This window comes from Vibrio sp. MMH1-50 (assembly GCF_022347645.1).
Taxonomy (GTDB): Bacteria; Pseudomonadota; Gammaproteobacteria; order Enterobacterales; family Vibrionaceae; genus Vibrio; species Vibrio harveyi.
The window spans coordinates 40855-60250 of record NZ_JAKRGG010000006.1 but is presented as its reverse complement, the minus strand read 5'-3'; the positions used below and the strand labels follow the sequence as shown (position 1 = coordinate 60250).

Below are 19396 nucleotides of genomic sequence, written 5' to 3'. Positions count from 1 at the left end.
GGTCAGCAGATGCTGACCTTTTTTGTATCAAAAGCTTTTCCATCAAAAAGTAAGTGAATAATGTCTGGTGAATTCAATCTGATCGATAAGTACTTTGTTGGACGTCAAAGCCAACGCAAAGACGTACACCTAGCGGCGGGTGACGACTGTGCGTTAGTGAAAGCGCCAGATAACGTACAAATTGCCATTAGTACTGATACGTTAGTGGCTGGAACCCATTTTCTTGCGGATGCAAACCCTGCTTGGGTCGCACATAAGGCGTTGGCATCAAATATTAGTGATCTCGCGGCAATGGGTGCAACGCCGGCGTGGGTGAGCTTTGCATTGACGATGCCTAAGCCTGATGAAGCTTGGCTCGCTCCTTTTTGTGATGCATTTTTTGAGCTGGCGAATTATTTTGGTATTCAACTTATTGGTGGTGATACCACAAAAGGTCCGCTGAGTCTGACGCTCACCGTGCAAGGGTTTGTACCAGAAGGGAAAGCACTGACTCGCTCTGGGGCGAAAGTCGGGGACTGGGTTTACGTTACGGGTAACCTTGGAGATGCTAAAGCTGGTCTGGATGTGATTCTGGATGACTCACTGCGCTCACGTATTGCTGCGCAGGAACTTGAGACAGCGCATTATCTTAGCTCACCTCGTGTTTTGGCTGGTCAATCGCTCGTTGGGTTGGCTTCGGCTGCGATTGATATCTCTGATGGTTTAATCTCTGATATCAAACACATCCTCAAACGTTCTGATGTTGGTGTGAGCTTAGATGTTTCCCAATTGCCAATTTCTTCAGAACTGGTTCAGTTTTTAGATGATAAGGTCATCGCACAGCAGTATGCTCTATCAAGTGGCGAAGAATACGAACTGTGCTTTACTGTGCCAGAGCAAAACCGTGGCTCATTACAAAGCGCTTTGTCTCATATCGGATGTAAAGTCACGTGTGTTGGTCAGATTCGACCAAAAGGTACCTTCGAGCTGCATGATAACAATCAACCGCTTGATTGGGATCTGAGTGGCTTTGACCACTTTAAATGATATGAGCTAGGCTCTAGCCTAAGATTGAAACCAAACTTGCAGTATAGGTTTAAGGAAATGACCAACCCTCTCTCTCTGATTTCATTAAAGAACCCGTGGCATTTATTGGCGACAGGTTTTGGTAGCGGTTTATCACCTGTAGTGCCAGGCACAATGGGCACACTGGCATCTGTACCATTATTTCTATTGTTAGCCCAATTGCCTTTTCCACTATACGTGGTCGCCGTACTTGTCTCTTGTGTGATTGGCATAAAGATCTGCCAAGTGACATCAGACGACATGGGCGTTCATGACCATGGCTCAATCGTGTGGGATGAATTTGCGGGCTTTTGGATCACCATGAGCTTAGTGCCTGCACTGAATATTCCCTTAACAGAATGGAAATGGTTACTTACTGGTTTTATCTTGTTCCGCTTCTTTGACATGGTAAAACCGTGGCCTATCGGTTGGTTAGATAAACGTGTTCATGGCGGCTTAGGTATCATGATTGATGATATCGTGGCGGGCATTATGGCGGGTATCGCACTGTTTTTTGTGGCGAAATACGCAGGTTGGATGTAGTACCTACCACTGACCATCGACAAATAAACAAAAGGGATGCCAGAGCATCCCTTTTTTGTGTTTACGCGATTTTATTGCTTTACGCTATTTACTTGGCTAGGTAATCGTTGATTGATTTCTCGATGCCTTTTGCGTCTAAACCAAGTTCTTCGTGCAGCTCCTCTTGCGTACCTTGAGGTATAAAGCGATCTGGCAAGCCAAGATTTAGTACTGGCTTGATGATCTTATCTTGCATCATAAACTCAATTACACCTGCACCAGCGCCACCTGCAATCGCATTCTCTTCTAGTGTGACCAGAACATCATGCTCAGCGGCGAGCTGACGGATCAAGGCTTCATCAAGAGGCTTAACAAAGCGCATATCAGCTACTGTTGCGTTGAGGTTTTCAGCCGCCTCCAGTGCGTTACCTAAGAAGGTACCGAAGCTAAGAATTGCCACTTTCTCGCCATTACGCACGATACGACCTTTACCGATTTCAAGTGCAGTGAAGTCTTTTTCGATTTCAGTGCCCATACCGCTACCGCGTGGGTAACGAACCGCGCTTGGACCCGTGTGTTTGTGGCCTGTGTACAGCATCTGACGACATTCGTTTTCGTCACTTGGTGCCATGATTACCATGTTCGGGATACAACGCATAAAGCTGAGATCGAACGCACCTTGGTGAGTTTGACCATCTGCGCCAACCAGACCTGCACGGTCGATAGCGAACATCACTGGCAAATCCATGATCGCAACGTCGTGGATCAGTTGATCATAACCACGCTGTAGGAAGGTAGAGTAGATTGCTACGATCGGGTGATCGCCCGCAATTGCCATACCTGTTGCAAGTGTCACGGCATGCTGCTCTGCGATCGCTACGTCAAAGTACTGCTCAGGGTACTCTTTTGAGAAGCGAACCATACCAGAGCCTTCACGCATTGCTGGTGTAATCGCCATCAGCTTAGGATCTTGCGCTGCCATGTCACATAGGAAATCACCAAAGATCTTAGAGAAGGTTGGCTTGCCGCCACTGCTCTTCGGCAAACTGTTATGTGATGGGTCGAACTTTGGTACACCGTGGTAGCCGATAGGATCTTTTTCTGCTGGCTCATAACCTTTACCTTTCTTGGTCATGATGTGCAGGAATTGTGGACCTTTCAACTCACGCATGTTTTTCAATGTCTTGACGAGCTCGTTGACATCGTGACCATCGATAGGACCGATGTAGTTGAAGCCAAGCTCTTCGAATAACGTACCAGGAACGACCATGCCTTTTAGGTGTTCTTCTGTACGACGCACCAACTCTTTGATCGGTGGGACGCCGGACAGCACTTTCTTGCCGCCTTCACGGATAGAAGTGTACAAGCTGCCAGAAAGGACTTTTGCAAGGTGATTGTTCAGCGCACCTACGTTCTCTGAAATCGACATTTCGTTGTCGTTTAGAATCACTAGCATGTCAGGGTGAACGTCACCAGCGTGGTTCATTGCTTCAAAAGCCATACCAGCCGTAATGGCACCATCACCGATTACGCTGACCACTTTACGACCTTGACCTTCTTTTTCTGCGCTAATGGCCATACCGAGACCAGCACTGATAGAAGTCGATGAGTGACCAACAGATAAAGTGTCGTACTCGCTCTCTTCGCGCCAAGGGAATGGGTGAAGCCCGTCTTTTTGACGGATAGTAGGCATTTGGTCACGACGACCTGTCAGAATCTTATGTGGGTAAGCCTGATGACCCACATCCCAGATTAACTGGTCAACAGGTGTGTTATATACATAGTGCAGAGCGACCGTTAGCTCTACTGTGCCTAAGCCAGACGCTAAATGTCCGCTAGACTGACTCACTGAATTTAGCAGATACGTGCGTAGTTCATCGCACAATGTCGGCAATGTTTCTTTCGGAAGAAGACGCAACTCCTCCGGTGTATTTGCTAACGCCAGTGTCGGGTATTTTGAAATATCAAGAGTCATATAAATGCGCGCTTATAGTTTAGTTCTTGCGCTCGATGACATATCGGGCGAACTCTTCGAGTAACTGAGTATTGTATGGGATTGCTTCCAATGCTTGAAGTGCTTCCTGTAACAGAGTGTGAGCTTTCTCCATTGCTCCCTCCAAACCCAGTAGAGATGGATAAGTGCTCTTGTTCAGCTCTTGGTCTGAGCCTTGAGGCTTACCCAGTGTTTCTGTGTCACTAATGATATCAAGAATATCGTCTTGAACCTGAAACGCCAGACCGATCGCTTTTGAGTAGCGTTCTAGGTGTGGCAATACTTCCAGGCCTTTTTCGCCTGCGGCTAACGCACCAAGTTTGACCGCACAGTTAATCAGTGCACCAGTTTTATTGCGATGAATTTCTTCTAAATCTGCGAGAGAAACTCGACGATTCTCTGCACCTAAATCTAACGCTTGACCAAGACACATGCCACTTGCACCAGAAGCTTGCGCTAGTGCTTGTACCATCTTTATACGCTGGCTTTCCGCGTTCGGATTCAGTTTACCTTCAGCAAGAATCGTGAATGCCAATGTTTGTAGAGCATCACCAGTCAAGATTGCTGTGGCTTCATCAAACTTAATGTGGCAAGTCGGTTGACCGCGACGCAGCGCATCGTCGTCCATTGCAGGTAGATCATCGTGAATCAGAGAGTAGGCGTGAATACACTCAATAGCAGACGCTGGCGTGTCGAGATCTTCTGGCTTACAACCCAGCATTTGACCAGTGATGTAAACAAGGAAAGGACGAACACGTTTGCCGCCTAGCAGCAGACCATATTTCATCGCTTGAATCAGCGGCTGTTCTTGGTGAGGCAATTGCTCAAGCCACAGATTGAGTTGTTGGTTGTTTCGTTGTTGATAAGACGTCAATGTCTCTTGCATCACATTGCTCACTACTGATTATTATTCTGACTCAGGGTTGAAGTCACTCAGTGGTGCTTCATCATCTTCGCTAAGAAGAATGCTTACGCGCTGTTCGGCGTCGCTCAGTTTTGTTTGACCAGCACGAGCCAGTGCAATGCCACGTTCAAATTTACGTAGGGCATCATCAAGGGCAAGATCGCCATTCTCTAATTGATCAACTAAGCTATCTAGCTCTTCAATTGTTGCTTCGAAGGTCATATTTTCTGGTTTCTTGACCGCCATCTTTTATCTGCCTTAATAGAGCCTCTAATAGAATGCACGCAAGTTACCTTAGCCTACTAAGTTGGTCAAATTTAACCTTATATAATTGTCACAAAATTAGCGTTAGACAGGTCTGATAAGACGATATTGATCATAGACTTCGGAGCTAAACGATCTTTTTGTGACGTATTGACCAAGATTTTTCTAAAAAAACTGTTCTAGTTGTCGATACAAGTAATAATTCGCCTGACTAGGCAATATTTAAGTATAGCGAGAGGAGTGCTTTGTGGATTTAGCAACCCTAATAGGTTTGATCGGTGGTTTTGCATTCGTCATCATGGCGATGGTGCTAGGCGGCAGCATCGGTATGTTCGTAGACGTTACCTCAATCCTAATCGTAGTTGGTGGCTCTGCATTTGTTGTGTTGATGAAGTTCACCATGGGGCAGTTCTTCGGTGCGACAAAGATCGCAGGTAAAGCGTTCATGTTTAAAGCCGATGAGCCAGAAGATCTGATCGCTAAGATTGTTGAAATGGCAGACGCGGCACGTAAAGGTGGTTTCCTCGCTCTTGAAGAGATGGAAATCAACAACAGCTTTATGCAGAAAGGCATCGATTTACTGGTTGATGGACATGATGCCGACGTTGTACGTGCAGCACTACAGAAAGACATTGCACTTACCGATGAGCGCCATACGCAAGGTACAGGCGTGTTTCGTGCATTTGGTGACGTAGCCCCTGCGATGGGGATGATCGGTACACTGGTTGGTCTGGTAGCCATGCTTTCAAACATGGATGACCCAAAAGCGATCGGTCCTGCGATGGCGGTAGCGCTTTTGACCACACTATACGGTGCGGTGCTTTCTAACATGGTGTTTTTCCCAATTGCAGACAAGCTTTCATTACGTCGCGATCAAGAAACGTTAAACCGTCGTTTGATTATGGATGGTGTTTTGGCGATCCAAGATGGTCAAAACCCTCGTGTTATCGATAGTTACTTGAAGAACTACCTCAACGAGGGTAAACGCGCTCTCGAGATAGACGAGTAATCCGGAGGTCATCTGATGGATGAAGATAACAAATGTGATTGTCCGCCACCCGGTCTCCCGCTGTGGATGGGGACATTCGCTGACTTGATGTCACTGCTGATGTGTTTCTTCGTACTGCTGCTTTCGTTTTCGGAAATGGACGTATTGAAGTTCAAACAAATTGCGGGCTCGATGAAGTTCGCTTTTGGTGTACAAAACCAACTTGAAGTGAAGGACATCCCAAAAGGTACCAGCATCATCGCTCAGGAATTTCGACCGGGTCGCCCTGAGCCGACGCCAATTGATGTCATCATGCAGCAAACCATGGACATCACTCAGCAGACGTTGGAATTCCATGAAGGGGAATCTGACCGAGCAGGTGGTACTAAACGTGACCAAGGTAAACTGACGGGGGGACAATCACCAGAAACTTCAACGCAAAACAATCAATCGGCAGAAGCAGACATGCAACAACAGCAGTCTGAACAAACGTCGCAAGAGATGGAAACCTTGATGGAAAGCATCAAGAAAGCGTTGGAGCGAGAGATTGAGCAAGGCGCTATTGAAGTAGAAAACCTCGGTCAGCAAATTGTGATTCGAATGCGAGAGAAAGGCGCGTTCCCTGAAGGGTCGGCGTTCTTACAGCCGAAATTCAGACCACTAGTACGCCAGATTGCCGAACTGGTGAAAGACGTACCGGGTATTGTTCGAGTGTCTGGACATACGGACAACCAACCGCTGGATTCTGAGCTGTATCGTTCTAACTGGGACTTGTCTTCGCAACGAGCTGTGTCGGTTGCCCAAGAGATGGAGAAAGTAAGAGGCTTCTCGCACCAACGCTTACGAGTGCGAGGCATGGCTGATACTGAGCCATTAGCGCCAAACGATTCTGATGCAAACCGCGCACTTAACCGCCGTGTTGAAATCAGCATCATGCAAGGTGAACCACTTTACAGCGAAGAAGTGCCCGTAATTCAATAAGCGGATATTTGCTCTTATACTAAAAGCGAGCGTTAGCTCGCTTTTTTTGTCATTCCATTTCGCTTAGGTGTATAATCTTGCGCCTTTGAAGTGAGCTCAGGCTACCTTTTATGACCAAAACGCACTTTTGCTGCGTATGAAGCATCGAGGTGGAGTATCACTCATTGTTGATTGCGAAACTAACCTGCGAACTAGACTATGAAATTTATTGTAAAGCCCCATCCAGAAATTTTTGTAAAAAGTGAATCTGTGCGTAAGCGCTTCACAAAGATTTTAGAGTGCAACATTCGTAACATCGTTAAGAGCCGTACGGAGTCTGTCGCGGTATTCAACCGTCGTGATCACATTGAAGTGACCTCTGAGAGTGACGAGTTCCACGCTGAAGTTTTAGAAATCCTGACGCACACGCCAGGTATTCACCATATTCTTGAAGTAAAACAAACTGAATTCAAAGACTTGCACGATATCTACGAGCAAGTGTTGGAGCTAAGCGGTTCACTGATCGAAGGCAAGACTTTCGTAGTGCGTGCTAAGCGTCGTGGTAAACACGAATTTACTTCTATTGAGTTAGAGCGTTACGTAGGTGGCGGTCTTAACCAAGCGGTAGAAAGCGCTCGAGTTAAGCTAAGTAAGCCAGACGTAACGATCAACGTTGAAGTGACTAACGACAAGCTAAACCAAGTGTTGGCACGTCACAAAGGTCTAGGTGGTTTCCCTCTAGGTACACAAGAAGACGTACTAAGCCTGATCTCGGGTGGTTTCGACTCTGGTGTTTCTAGCTACCTACATATCAAACGTGGCTCAAAAGTACATTACTGTTTCTTTAACCTAGGTGGTCCAGCACATGAAATCGGCGTTAAGCAGGTTTCTCACTACCTATGGAACAAATACGGTTCTTCAGCAAAAGTACGTTTCATCTCAGTTGATTTCGAGCCTGTAGTTGCAGAAATCCTAGAGAAAGTCGATGACGGCCAAATGGGCGTGATCCTGAAGCGTATGTTCATGCGTGCGGCAGGTATGATTGCTCAGAAGATGAAGATCGAAGCATTGGTAACAGGTGAAGCGCTGGGTCAGGTATCGAGCCAGACGCTGACTAACCTACGCCATATCGATAACGTAACAGATACTCTGATTCTGCGTCCGCTGATCAACTGGGATAAAGAAGATATCATCAACCTAGCGCGTGAAATCGGCACAGAAGACTTTGCGAAGACGATGCCAGAATACTGTGGTGTTATCTCTAAGAAGCCAACTGTTAAAGCGGTGAAAGGTAAGCTAGAAGCAGAAGAAGAGAAATTCGATTTCAGCATCCTTGAGCAAGTGGTTCAAGAAGCTCGTATGATGGACATCCGTGATATCGCAAAAGAGTCACAGGAAGCAGCACCAGAAGTTGAGCAAGTACAAGCAGTAGAAGAAAACGCAATCGTATTGGATATCCGTAGCCCTGAAGAGGAAGACGATAACCCACTAGAAATCGATGGTGTTGATGTTAAACATATTCCATTCTACAAACTGGGTACTCAGTTTGGTGATCTAGACCAAGCTAAGACATACCTACTGTACTGTGACCGTGGTGTGATGAGCCGTCTGCAAGCACTTTACTTGCAAGAGCAAGGTTTCAACAACGTGAAGGTTTACCGCCCATAATCGCGTTGTAATGCTGACAATCACAAAAGCGCAAATTGAGAAATCAGTTTGCGCTTTTTTCGTTTTAGCACGCGCAAAATTTTCCCTAATGAAGTGATAAGATTGAGCTCAATCGCACGCTTCGGGATTTGTATTGATATAACGATAATTAATCCGAAATCAGGATGAAAAGGTGATGTTGATACCAATTTCTGAAGAAGAGGGACAGTGGGATTTTTTAGATAAAAAAACACCGCCTAATAAGGCGGTGCAAGAAATTTGACAGACAGGTCAAAATAAATACAGGAAGTATCTGTTTTGTCACAGGGAGTGTGGACAAAACATATGGTAGAAATCTACCTAACTCGAAATACGAGTTTGCAAACACAACATCGCAACAACGAAGCCAATTGATTCACAAAAGGAATCAAGCCGTTCAGGCTCGTGTTGCGGGATGAAATATAGAATTTATCTGGCTGTTCGGCAACGGACATTTTATAATGTTTCAGATAAAAAAAACTAATCCTACTTGAGGTCCCATAATGTCTCGCAGATTGCCTCCGTTGAATTCACTTCGCGTTTTTGAAGCGGCTGCTCGCCATCTCAGTTTTACCCGTGCTGCTGAAGAGTTGTTTGTTACTCAAGCGGCAGTGAGCCACCAAATTAAAGCGTTAGAAGAGTTCTTATCTTTGAAACTTTTCCGTCGTCGCAACCGCTCTTTGTTGCTAACGGAAGAGGGGCAAAGTTACTTTCTAGACATCAAAGATATCTTCACTTCGATTTCAGAAGCGACCGATAAGGTATTGGAACGTAGTGAAAAAGGTGCGTTGACCATCAGTTTGCCACCAAGTTTTGCAATCCAATGGCTGGTACCTCGCTTGGCGGATTTTAATGCCCAAGAACCGGACATCGATGTGCGTATTAAAGCGGTTGATATGGACGAAGGTTCACTGACTGATGATGTTGATGTAGCTATCTATTATGGTCGTGGTAACTGGCCTGGTTTGCGTGCCGATAAACTCTACCAAGAGTTTTTGATCCCACTTTGTTCACCTTCGTTACTTTTAGGTAACAAACCATTAGAATCTCTAAGTGACCTTAAATTACATACCTTGTTACATGATACCTCTCGTAAAGATTGGAAGCAGTTCGCTCGCCAGCAGAATATCGAAGGCATCAATGTGAACCATGGTCCTATTTTCAGCCACTCGACCATGGTGCTTCAAGCTGCTGCGCACGGGCAAGGTGTCGCTCTAGGTAACAACGTGCTAGCCAAACCTGAAATGGAAGCGGGACGCTTAATCGCGCCATTTGATGAGGTATTGGTGTCGAAGAATGCCTTCTATGTGGTGTGTCACGAACAGCAAGCGGATATGGGACGTATCGCGACGTTTAGGGACTGGATGTTGGCAACCGCAAGAAAAGAACAAGAGGAAGTATTGGATGAGCCATTGGATAGCTGAGGGACCTGAAAACGGACCGCTGTTTATTTTTGCTCACGGCGCAGGGGCAGGCATGGAACACGATTTCATGACAGCCGTCGCCAAAGGATTAGTTGAGCAGGGTATACGCGTGGTGCGTTTTAACTTCCCTTACATGGTTAAGCGAGCGGAAGATGGCAAGAGGCGTCCGCCAGATCGTGCGCCAAAACTTCTTGAAGCTTATGAAGAAGTGATCGCTCACTTTACTTCTCAACCTATTGTGATTGGCGGTAAGTCGATGGGGGGGCGTATGTCGAGCTTACTCGCCGATAATGCGCTGGTGGCGGGTGTTGCCTGTTTAGGTTTCCCTTTTCATCCTCCCGGTAAACCAGAGAAATACAAAGGCGAGCATTTAGCGAGTATCGAAAAGCCAACTTTAATCCTGCAAGGTGAGCGCGATACATTCGGCAAGCGCGAAGAGTTCGAAGGCTTTGCATTATCAGAGCAGGTCACAGTGAGCTTTCTGCCAGACGGTGACCACAGCTTTAAGCCACGCAAGAGCTCTGGCTATACAGAGGCAGGTAACATTGCTTCAACAGTGGAGCAGTTAGCGACATTTATTAAAGAGGTGTCCTGTGAAAAGTAAGTGGTTACTCTCATTTACTGGTCTTTCTGGCTTAACATCAGTGGCGCTAGGTGCATTTGCTGCACATGGTTTGAAAGCAAAGTTATCGCCTTATTTACTGGGCGTCTTTGAAACCGGCGTTTTGTATCAGTTCATCCATACTTTGGCTATCGCATTTTGTGCGATTTTGCTGTTGCTCAATTTGGGACAAAAAGCACAAAAGTATTTTTTCATCGCGGCGATTTGCTTTATCATCGGCATCTTTTGTTTTAGCGGCAGTCTTTACGCGCTGGCGCTGACGGGCATTAAGTGGTTTGGACCAATTACTCCTATGGGAGGATTCTTGTTCATGATCGGTTGGTGTCTGTTCTTTTTTGCTGCGTTTAATATCAAAGAGGTCTCCAAGTGAAACAACTAATGCTCTATTGCCGTTCTGGCTTTGAGAAAGAGTGTGCTGGTGAAATTCAGGACAAAGCAACACAATTGGAAGTGTATGGCTTCCCTCGTGTGAAGAAAAACTCAGGTTATGTTGTCTTCGAATGTTACCAAGATGGAGACGCAGATAAGCTAGCAAAAGGCTTAGATTTTAGCGCACTGATTTTTGCACGTCAGATGTTTGCTGTGGCAGCCGAGTTTGAAGCGCTACCAAGCGATGACCGTATCAGCCCAATTCTTGCTGAATTGTCTGAAATCGAAGCATTCCCACGTTGTGGCGATCTGCGTATTGAAACTCCCGATACTAACGAAGCGAAAGAGTTATTGAAGTTTTGCCGCAAGTTCACGGTACCAATGCGTCAGGCGATGCGTGGTAAAGGTCTGATGTGGAACAAAGACAACGCGAAGAAGCCAGTACTGCATATTTGCTTTGTGGCTCCGGGTCATTGTTACGTGGGTTACTCATACCCAGGCAACAACTCGCAGTTCTTCATGGGTATTCCTCGCCTTAAGTTCCCTTCAGATGCACCAAGCCGCTCTACGCTGAAATTAGAAGAAGCATTCCACGTCTTCATTCCGCGTGAGGAATGGGATGAGCGTTTGGCTCCAGGCATGTGGGGTGTCGACCTAGGTGCTTGTCCGGGCGGTTGGACTTACCAATTGGTGAAACGTTCGATGTTTGTTCACTGTGTGGATAACGGCATGATGGCGGATAGCCTAATGGAAACGGGTCAAATTAAACACCACATGGTAGATGGCTTTAAATTTGAACCAGACCGTAAGAACGTTACTTGGATTGTATGTGACATGGTTGAGAAGCCAGCACGCGTTGCGCACCTTATGGGGCAATGGCTGCTAAAAGGTTGGGCGAAAGAAGCGATTTTCAACCTTAAGCTTCCAATGAAAGGTCGTTACGATGAAGTGCTGCAAGATCTTGAAAACCTAAAAATGTTCCTGATTGAGAACAAGGTGAAATTCAAGCTGCAAGCGAAGCACCTATACCATGACCGCGAAGAGATCACGATTCACATTCAATGTCTGTCTAATATCTCACCACACTAAGCTATCGTTTCTATGTGGTTGAACATTTTCAAAAAAGCGCCTAATGCAGGCGCTTTTTTATTGCGGTTTAAGAACCATGACCATTACTTAGTTGCTGGTAGGCCACATCTCTTCCCATTTTACTGATTCCATGTTGTCTTCGATGCTATCTGGCGTTTGAGCAAAAAAGTCTAATCCAGTTTGACGTTCAACTTCGTCAATGGTGGTAATAAAGTTAGCTAACTCAGAGCTTGAAACATCACGATGCGGGACAATGAACGCAATGGCTTCATCAAAGCTTGGATCAAGAATGACTTTGTAAAACGCACTCGGGATCACCACACCATTACCGATTGTTCCTTCGTTGCCTTGGTAAATCGGTCCAGTCACCACATAAAGTTCGTTGTATTCATTGGCGAGATCACGAACATGTTCTTCTAGAACGCGCCAACCAACTCGGTTAAACCCCGGAAGTTGAGGCGACATGTTGCTCATCAAAAAGCTTTGCTTCATTGACTCTCGGGTGAAGTCCATTGTCGCTGATGGCGCAAGGTGTCCTCTGTCGTAACCTGAGCCTTTGTAGTCCGCTAGGGTAGAGCGCGCGTAATCCGGCATTTCAGTGTCTTCTTTGAAGGAGTTACTGCGTTTGTTGGTGATATTCACGCTTTCAGCGGTAATGTGGTAAGCAACCCAGTCTGCGTTTTTGGTGTCGTAGTTGTACCCAACCGCATAGCCATCTCGGCAGAGGAACTGATCGCTGTTGGTTGAAGGCATACCTTTATCAAGGTGTTGACCGCAAGTTTCAGCAAGAGTAGGGAAGGATAGGAGCGTGACTAAAGATACTAAGATGATGTTTTTCATTATTTTTCTCCGTTATTGGGAGATTTGAAAATAATGAAATTACTCACTAAGACTGTGAATTAGCTTATAAACTAATCAGTATCTTGTAGGTTAATGATGAGGTAAATATCATTGCTGTGAATGTAAAGGGTTACACAACAGATTTTATAAACGTGTTGTCTAACCCAAAACTAGCAGCGTAAAAGAGATGCACTTACTCGGCTTTATTTGGTCCGGTAAAGCGAATGTCTTGCAGGTTAAAGCCGAGCTCGATGTCGCATTTCAACGCTGCTACTCGTTTGCATAGACGTGCAGATTCAATGTGTTCATCCAGCTTCTTACGATATTTCGGTACCAGCTCTTCACTTGCGTATGCCGCTTCAATGTCCTCAAACTGAGTGAGAATTTCCTTAGCGGCTTTTGGACCAACACCGGGTACACCCGGTACTTGGCTTGAGCTAATCCCTGTTAAACCCCAGTAGTCGGCAAGCTGAGTGGGTTTCACGCCAAACTCTTTTTCGATAAACGGCTCATCCAACCAACGATGTTGGAAGTAGTCTCGGATTTGCAAAGTTGGGGACAACAATTGGCAATAACCTTTGTCGGTGGAGACGATGGTGACTTTCTCTCCGTGACTTGCGACTTTAGTGGCGAGGGTTGCAACTAAGTCATCCGCTTCATCACCTTCAGATAGCAGTGAGTCGATGCCTTGCTCCCACCACGCTTGTTGAATTGCGTCTAAACCTTGCATCAGGGGCTCTGGCATAGGTTTGCGGTTTTGTTTGTAGTCTGGAAGGATTTCCGCGCGCCAACCTCGGTCTTGCTCGTGGTGATCGAATACCGCGATGATGTGCGTAGGTTGTGCCTCAGATAGGATGCGAGTCAGCGTTCTGCCTGTCGTTGTGATGGTTCTTGCTATGTCAGTTGGATCGGGTTGCGCTGAGTGCACGCGGCGGATCAGGTTTAGGGCATCAATGATAACAAGATGAATAGACATAATGACTTAGCAATAAAAAAGGGGCGGAATGCCCCTAGTGTAACGAAAGCTGAGTTATCTATCGACCACCATTTTCTCGATGGGCAATACGGTAGCATGGTTCATACGCAGTGCCACCCGGCAGTTTCATGCGGTGCTGCTCTACGAAGTCTTTCAACAGCTTGTCGAGTTTTTTCATCAAGACTGGATCGCCATTGATGGTAAACGGACCTTTGCGTTCGATTTCTCGAATCCCTTCCGCTTTAACGTTACCAGCAACAATACCTGAGAAGGCTTGGCGCAGGCTTGCAGCCAGAACTTGAGGCTGTTGGTTCAAATGCAAATCTAGGCTTGCCATCGCATCATGAGTTGGTTCAAACGGAAGTTGGAACTCTGGCTCAATTTTTAGCGACCAGTTAAAGCTGTACGCGTCGCCTTTTTCTTTACGATGCTGACGAACCTCGTCCATTGAGCGTTTCATAATACGGGCAACTTCTGCCGGATCATCGATCACGATTTGGTAGTGCTTCTGACCTTCTTCGCCCAATGTATCGGCAATAAAGGCATCGATTGAGCGGAAGTAGGCTTCACTCTCTTTAGGACCTGTAAGTACGATAGGCATTGGTTGGTCGGCATTTTCTGGGTGCATCATGATACCCAAGATGTACAGCAACTCTTCGGCGGTACCCGGACCGCCAGGGAAGATAACGATGCCGTGCGCCATGCGAACAAAGGCTTCGAGACGTTTCTCGATGTCTGGCATGATCACCAACTCGTTCACGATTGGGTTTGGTGGCTCAGCCGCAATGATTGAAGGCTCTGTCAAGCCAAGGTAACGCTGCTCGGTATAACGCTGTTTGGCGTGACCAATCGCTGCGCCTTTCATTGGACCTTCCATCGCACCAGGACCACAGCCCGTACAGATGTTCAGTTCACGTAGACCCAACTCGTTACCCACTTCGCGAGTGTATTGGTACTCTGTCGCGTTGATTGAGTGACCACCCCAACAAACCACAAGGTTCGGCTCAATGCCGGGCGTCAACGTACCAGCATTACGCAAGATGCCAAATACAAGGTTGGTGATGTGCGTGGCATTGGTGAGGTTAAGACGTTGGTTGTCCGCCAAATGCATGTTTACGTACACGATGTCACGTAAAACAGAGAATAAGTGCTCTTGAATGCCCTTGATGATCTCTCCGTCAACGAACGCATGTTCTGGCGGGTTGGCAAGCTCAAGCTTGATGCCGCGTTCGCGTCGAACTACGTTCACATCAAACGATAGGTATTTATCTAACAGCTCTTTTGAGTTGTCGGTATGGCTACCAGAGTTGAGGACCGCGAGCGTACAATTGCGATAGAGCTGGTAAAGCTCACTTGATGCGGTTTTCTTAAGACGTTCAACTTCCAGTTGTGATAGCAAATCCATGCTACCTGCGGGGCTTATATGGGTAATCATAAGGCCTCCTTGCTAGTGCTTTCTTTGAGGGAAGAAACCAACTCACCTACTTAGCTTATACGTGTCGTTCTACTCAGTGGTTGGCAGACTTTGTTTATAGCGTTTAAACAGCTTAGCAGACTGGAAGAGGAGAAACGTGATAACTCGTTGAAAATTTGAGGCAATATGACAAAACAGCACGTAAAAAGTGTTCGTTTGATTGTTTTTTGAACGCTTTTTAGTTCCAGTTGACTTGGTTGTTACCACGCTGTTTGGCGTCTTTTAGCATGTTACCAAGACGGTCGAGGACGTATTCTGGGTTGTCTGCTTCTTTAAATGATGTAGAAACCGCAGTTAAGGTGATCATGATGTTTTGTTCACGGAACTTGAATGGTAATTTGCTGATGTCACGTTGAATGTTTTTCATCAATTCAAGCGTGTATTCTTCTGATTGTTCCGGGATCAGCAAGATGAACTCTTCACCACCAAAACGCGCTACGGTTTCCGTATCTGCAATCCGCTTGTTCATCGTGCGGGCAATGATTTTTAGCGCCTTGTCACCAGCTGTGTAACCGTAGCTATCATTAACCGCTTTGAAGTTATCCACGTCAAACAGCACCACGCGCAAGTTTTGCTGTGAGCGAATCCAACGACGATATTCGAGCTCTAAACGATCGTTAAAAGCCGTGCGATTGTAGACCTTTGTAAGAGGATCAAGCAGCATACGCTGAGCTTGGTCTTCCAAGCGGCGACGGTAATCTTGTGTCGTTTCGAACACTGCTTCCAATTGATTTTTGCTGTAGCTTAGGCGTTCTTGAAGTGCTTGCTCACGCTCTTCTGTCATTCTCAAGCGCTCAGTCAGTGATGCCATTTTTGCCAGCAGTGGCGAAACTTCGCCTTTTAACTCGTCTAAGTCTTGAGCTTGCTCAAGAGACTCTTGGCTGCGTTCAACCAAAGTGGTCATCTCAGCGTTCAGCTCTTGACGATGCTCAAAGTAAGTTTGGTGCTGGTCAACATTCTGATGAACGGTTTTGAGATTGCTAGACAGTGACGTGTTTAACTGTTCTAGGAACTGTTCTGATGATTTACGCTCGTACTTGGTCGCTTCCACGACCAGTTTTAATGTGTGTAGCGTTAATTCAATCAGAGATTCAGCATTGACACCTAAAAGTAACTTAGCGCGAATATCCAACAGTTGATCGCCAGACTCACCTTCAAAATCGAGTTCCGTGATGGTGTGTTGTAGATCGCTTGCAAGGCATTCCAGTTGTGACTTATCAGGACCGTGTTCTAGCTCGCCTAGGTTAAGGCGTGAATTAGAGGTGATTATCTTGAGTGCGCGCTCGTAGATGCTCAGTAGCTTAGTGGCTTGATCGACTTTCTTACCAGCATGGACTTCCGAGAAGCTCATCAGGTTACGCAATTCACGTTTTAACTGCGCAGGCAAGCCGGTGATACGTTGAAGCGTTTCACCACTGTGTTTGATTTGTTCGTCGAGATAACCGTTTTGTTTTTCCATCGTCTTAGATTGCTGTTTGAGCATTCTTTCTAGCACTGCTAAGCGAGGGATCAGCGTACTTACATCTTTATGATGTTCAAGCTCTTGCTGAATTTCGCGCAGGTAGTTGGATACTTGAGAGTTTGAACCCTGACAAGCAGAAGACAATGATGCCACAACTCGCTTAAGAACTTGCTGCTCACGTTGAAATTTGAGCGAAGTATCACGATGAGTCAGCCTGAGTTGGTCAAGTTGACAACTCAGCTGATGAAGCTGCGACTGAATATCGGATTCCAAGATTCCCATGAAGTGACTACGGTTAAGTCCATGTACTACTGACGATTATTTGATAATAACAAAAAACTTTATAGCGTCATCACTGATCACGCTCAACCGTTGTTTAATTATCCGTTTTTTAATATTTTTTTGATGTCGTCCTCATTCTTGTACGAAGAATGAATCTTTATTAGCCCTTGATTGATGGCATGTTGGCAAGCTGTCCTTATGTCACCGGTTGCAAAGCTCGCGGCAGGTGCATTATCAATGGCCTTTAAGAATACCCAATGACTGTGCTTATCTTTCAAACTAACTTCACGTGCAATGTGTGTCGCAAGCAATAGTAGATCGAGCAGTTCTTCATCGTTAATCGCGGTGTAAGCACGCGGCAAGAATGGGTAATCACTGATGCCCATACGAATGATGCGATTGACGTTGTGCTGTGCTGCGAACTCGTCCACCCAGCCTTGGAATTTATCAAAGGTGGCTTCTGCGGAGGCATCGCGATCGGCATTTGGCTCAATGTACAACAAGTTTGCATCTGAGAAATGGTACAAACGTGTTGGCTTCTGAATGCGTTCTGCTAGGAACTCACCAAATGCACGTTCTAACTCTAAGCCAGCTTTGTAACCATGTTGAACGTACATGCTGCGCAAGAATGGCAAATCGATCATCACAAAGCGTAAGCGGTCATTCAACGGCTCGTGGATAAGTTCACCCATTTGCCATTGTTCGAATGTGTCGCTCGACTTCTTCAATGAACGCGATAGCTTGACGTTGAGCATACGTAAGTTACGCAGGCGTGAGCGAGAGTGAGTGAACAGATCATTACGCAGCTTTTCAATCTCAGCTGTTTGACGTTGGTTGATAACACCACGACGCATGATGAATAAGAACATCACCAAAACGGTAATAAACAGTGCGAACGAGATCTTTTGGAATTTACGATGCTCCATTTCAACTTGAGCTAGCTTGTCTGCCTGACCTACATAGTGGATGCTTTGCTCAGCAAACTCTTTTTGTTGGCGGAAGGCATCTTCACTGATTTGGTTAAGCTGCTTTTGCTCTAGGCGCACTAGGCTGATGTATTTTTTGTACGCTTGAAGGGATAACTGGTATTCGCCAGCTTGCTCATACCCCAAACCCAGTAAGCGATAGCTTTGCTGTTTAATGAAGCCCGTATCTTCTGGTGCTTTCTCTATCAGGTCTAGCGCTCTCTTGGCATTGACGATCACATCTTTACTGTCATTTTGATGGTATGCCAGACCTGATTTAAGCAGTGCAGCTTTGGCTTCTAGCTGAGGTAAATCAGCGTATTCCAATAAGTCTTTGGAACGGTCTAGGTACTGCTCTGCTAACGCATAGTTGTAAAGCTGAAGGTAAGTGGCAGCTAGGCTCAAACGTATTTTAATGATGCGGTTGATATTCTTACTGGTGCTGTCGTGATCAAGTACATTGAAGTAATGCACTAGCGCGAGGTTAAACTTACCTTGGTAGAAGTAGATATCGCCCATCTGTTCTAGCACGTCAGCCAAAATTGGGGAGCTTGGGTAACTGTCGTAAAAGTCTGCCGCCTGAGAGAGGTATTCAATTGCTTTGTCGTAAACGCGGCGCTCTTGGAATAGTCGAGCTAATAGACGGTTTACCTTCGCTAGTCTGGCTCCACTGTCGCTCTCGATAGATTGCCAGTAACCGTAAAGCAGTTCTGAAAGCGCAAGGTTGTATTTCTTGTTGTTGAGGTAAAATTCGCCTACCGCTGTGTGGTAGTCAATCAGAGTCAGGTCTGAGCGATTGTCTTCCAACATGGTTTTAGCTTTAGCATACAAACGCTCAGCGTTTACGGAGTCACCGCTGTTTGCTGCGAGCAAGGCTCGTTGCATCACTAAGCGGTAACGAACGCTGTCGGTACGCTGTAAAACCGGATTTGCTTCTTCAATCTGCTTTTCGATCTGGTCGAGTTTTTGTTCTGCTGCGGTGTAGTTTTTGTCGTACATCCAAATCATTTGGTTGCGCATCAGTTGCACATCCAAATTCATGTACGGCAATTGGTATTCTTTGGCTAGACGTTCTGCTTCATCAAGGTTGTTGATGGCAGAGCGAATGTTGCCCATTGCATAATCGGCTTGTGCAATGATTTTGTGCGCCTCAATCGTGCTGCTCGGGGTGCGGATACTGCGGTCGGTCTCTTCACGAGACATCGCGGAAGGGCTGCCATTCTCTTGGCGTTCAATCAGCTCGCGTTGCAAAAGGTAGTTTTTGGCCGCTTGTTTTGCTTGTGAAGGTTCGATCTCAGCCAATTGCTGAGCTTCATTGAGCAAAGCGGAAGATAAAATGGTCGCGTGAAGTGGCTGTGCTAACAATAAGCAAAGAAAGCCAATCAGCCTTAATAGACGCGAACTGTCCCAAAACATCCTTTTCGTTCCCTCGAACTGTGTCGTTTTTGAATAAACAATATTAGAGAAAAACGCCCAGCAATCCAACAGATAGCTGGGCGTTTTTGAGTATTTAAGCAATGAGTGTTGAGTAT

General features: G+C 46.1%; 17 protein-coding genes. 9 read left to right on the top strand and 8 right to left on the bottom strand.

All coding sequences use genetic code 11. The annotated features are described in order from the left end of the window. The first annotated feature begins 60 nt into the window (after positions 1–60). Both thiL and pgpA read left to right on the top strand, forming a co-directional pair. Entirely contained in the window at positions 61–1026 is a 966-nt protein-coding gene (gene thiL, locus MHO32_RS06695; protein WP_239210979.1) for a thiamine-phosphate kinase, read from the top strand. Positions 1027–1083: 57 nt separating this feature from the next. After that, positions 1084–1587 carry a phosphatidylglycerophosphatase A gene (gene pgpA, locus MHO32_RS06690; RefSeq protein ID WP_005447591.1) on the top strand — a complete coding sequence of 168 codons (504 nt, stop codon included), beginning with the start codon at positions 1084–1086 and terminating at the stop codon, positions 1585–1587. A gap of 88 nt (positions 1588–1675) precedes the next feature. Here pgpA and dxs read toward each other — a convergent pair whose 3' ends face one another. The 3 genes from dxs to xseB are packed head-to-tail and all read right to left on the bottom strand — an operon-like array spanning position 1676 to position 4709. Further along, complete coding sequence (gene dxs, locus MHO32_RS06685) at positions 1676–3541, bottom strand: 1-deoxy-D-xylulose-5-phosphate synthase (RefSeq protein ID WP_188015369.1); 1866 nt, start codon at positions 3539–3541, stop codon at positions 1676–1678. A gap of 19 nt (positions 3542–3560) precedes the next feature. Next, complete coding sequence (gene ispA / locus MHO32_RS06680) at positions 3561–4445, bottom strand: (2E,6E)-farnesyl diphosphate synthase (protein WP_005447589.1); 885 nt, start codon at positions 4443–4445, stop codon at positions 3561–3563. Positions 4446–4466: 21 nt separating this feature from the next. Continuing rightward, a complete protein-coding gene (gene xseB, locus MHO32_RS06675; protein ID WP_005427560.1) occupies positions 4467–4709 on the bottom strand; it encodes an exodeoxyribonuclease VII small subunit in 243 nt (80 codons plus the stop codon). A 265-nt stretch (positions 4710–4974) separates the two neighbouring features. Between xseB and pomA the strand changes: the two genes are divergently transcribed. From pomA to rlmM, 7 genes are all read left to right on the top strand, one after another. After that, positions 4975–5736, top strand: coding sequence for a flagellar motor protein PomA (gene pomA / locus MHO32_RS06670; protein ID WP_005427558.1), 762 nt, complete (start codon positions 4975–4977; stop codon positions 5734–5736). 15 nt (positions 5737–5751) lie between these two features. Beyond that, positions 5752–6696, top strand: a complete 945-nt coding sequence (locus tag MHO32_RS06665) for a flagellar motor protein MotB (protein ID WP_005447588.1) — start codon at positions 5752–5754, stop codon at positions 6694–6696. Positions 6697–6894: 198 nt separating this feature from the next. Continuing rightward, on the top strand, positions 6895–8343 hold the full coding sequence (gene thiI / locus MHO32_RS06660; protein WP_005447587.1) for a tRNA uracil 4-sulfurtransferase ThiI: 1449 nt from the start codon (positions 6895–6897) through the stop codon (positions 8341–8343). Positions 8344–8864: 521 nt separating this feature from the next. Then, on the top strand, positions 8865–9785 hold the full coding sequence (locus tag MHO32_RS06655) for a transcriptional regulator GcvA (protein ID WP_009697724.1): 921 nt from the start codon (positions 8865–8867) through the stop codon (positions 9783–9785). Continuing rightward, positions 9766–10389, top strand: a complete 624-nt coding sequence (locus MHO32_RS06650; protein ID WP_239210978.1) for an alpha/beta fold hydrolase — start codon at positions 9766–9768, stop codon at positions 10387–10389. Before MHO32_RS06655 ends, MHO32_RS06650 begins: the two co-directional genes overlap by 20 nt. Next, the gene (locus MHO32_RS06645; protein ID WP_005447577.1) at positions 10379–10777 is read left to right on the top strand and encodes a DUF423 domain-containing protein; all 399 of its coding nucleotides are present in this window, start codon (positions 10379–10381) and stop codon (positions 10775–10777) included. The genes MHO32_RS06650 and MHO32_RS06645 overlap by 11 nt, the downstream gene beginning before the upstream one ends. Continuing rightward, positions 10774–11865 (top strand): 23S rRNA (cytidine(2498)-2'-O)-methyltransferase RlmM, encoded by a 1092-nt coding sequence (gene rlmM / locus MHO32_RS06640; RefSeq protein ID WP_005447575.1) that lies wholly within the window; start codon positions 10774–10776, stop codon positions 11863–11865. The genes MHO32_RS06645 and rlmM overlap by 4 nt, the downstream gene beginning before the upstream one ends. Before the next feature lie 87 nt (positions 11866–11952). Here rlmM and MHO32_RS06635 read toward each other — a convergent pair whose 3' ends face one another. The 5 genes from MHO32_RS06635 to MHO32_RS06615 all read right to left on the bottom strand — a co-directional run bounded on the left by MHO32_RS06635 (position 11953) and on the right by MHO32_RS06615 (position 19280). Beyond that, a complete protein-coding gene (locus MHO32_RS06635; RefSeq protein ID WP_009697728.1) occupies positions 11953–12705 on the bottom strand; it encodes a DNA/RNA non-specific endonuclease in 753 nt (250 codons plus the stop codon). A 193-nt stretch (positions 12706–12898) separates the two neighbouring features. Further along, positions 12899–13681, bottom strand: a complete 783-nt coding sequence (gene xni, locus MHO32_RS06630; RefSeq protein WP_005447572.1) for a flap endonuclease Xni — start codon at positions 13679–13681, stop codon at positions 12899–12901. 58 nt (positions 13682–13739) lie between these two features. After that, positions 13740–15116 carry a nucleotide 5'-monophosphate nucleosidase PpnN gene (gene ppnN, locus MHO32_RS06625; RefSeq protein ID WP_005447570.1) on the bottom strand — a complete coding sequence of 459 codons (1377 nt, stop codon included), beginning with the start codon at positions 15114–15116 and terminating at the stop codon, positions 13740–13742. A 217-nt stretch (positions 15117–15333) separates the two neighbouring features. Further along, the gene (locus MHO32_RS06620) at positions 15334–16899 is read right to left on the bottom strand and encodes a GGDEF domain-containing protein (protein ID WP_005447568.1); all 1566 of its coding nucleotides are present in this window, start codon (positions 16897–16899) and stop codon (positions 15334–15336) included. Between the two features lie 98 nt (positions 16900–16997). Next, positions 16998–19280, bottom strand: coding sequence for a tetratricopeptide repeat protein (locus MHO32_RS06615; RefSeq protein ID WP_239210977.1), 2283 nt, complete (start codon positions 19278–19280; stop codon positions 16998–17000). Between the last annotated feature and the right edge of the window lie 116 nt (positions 19281–19396).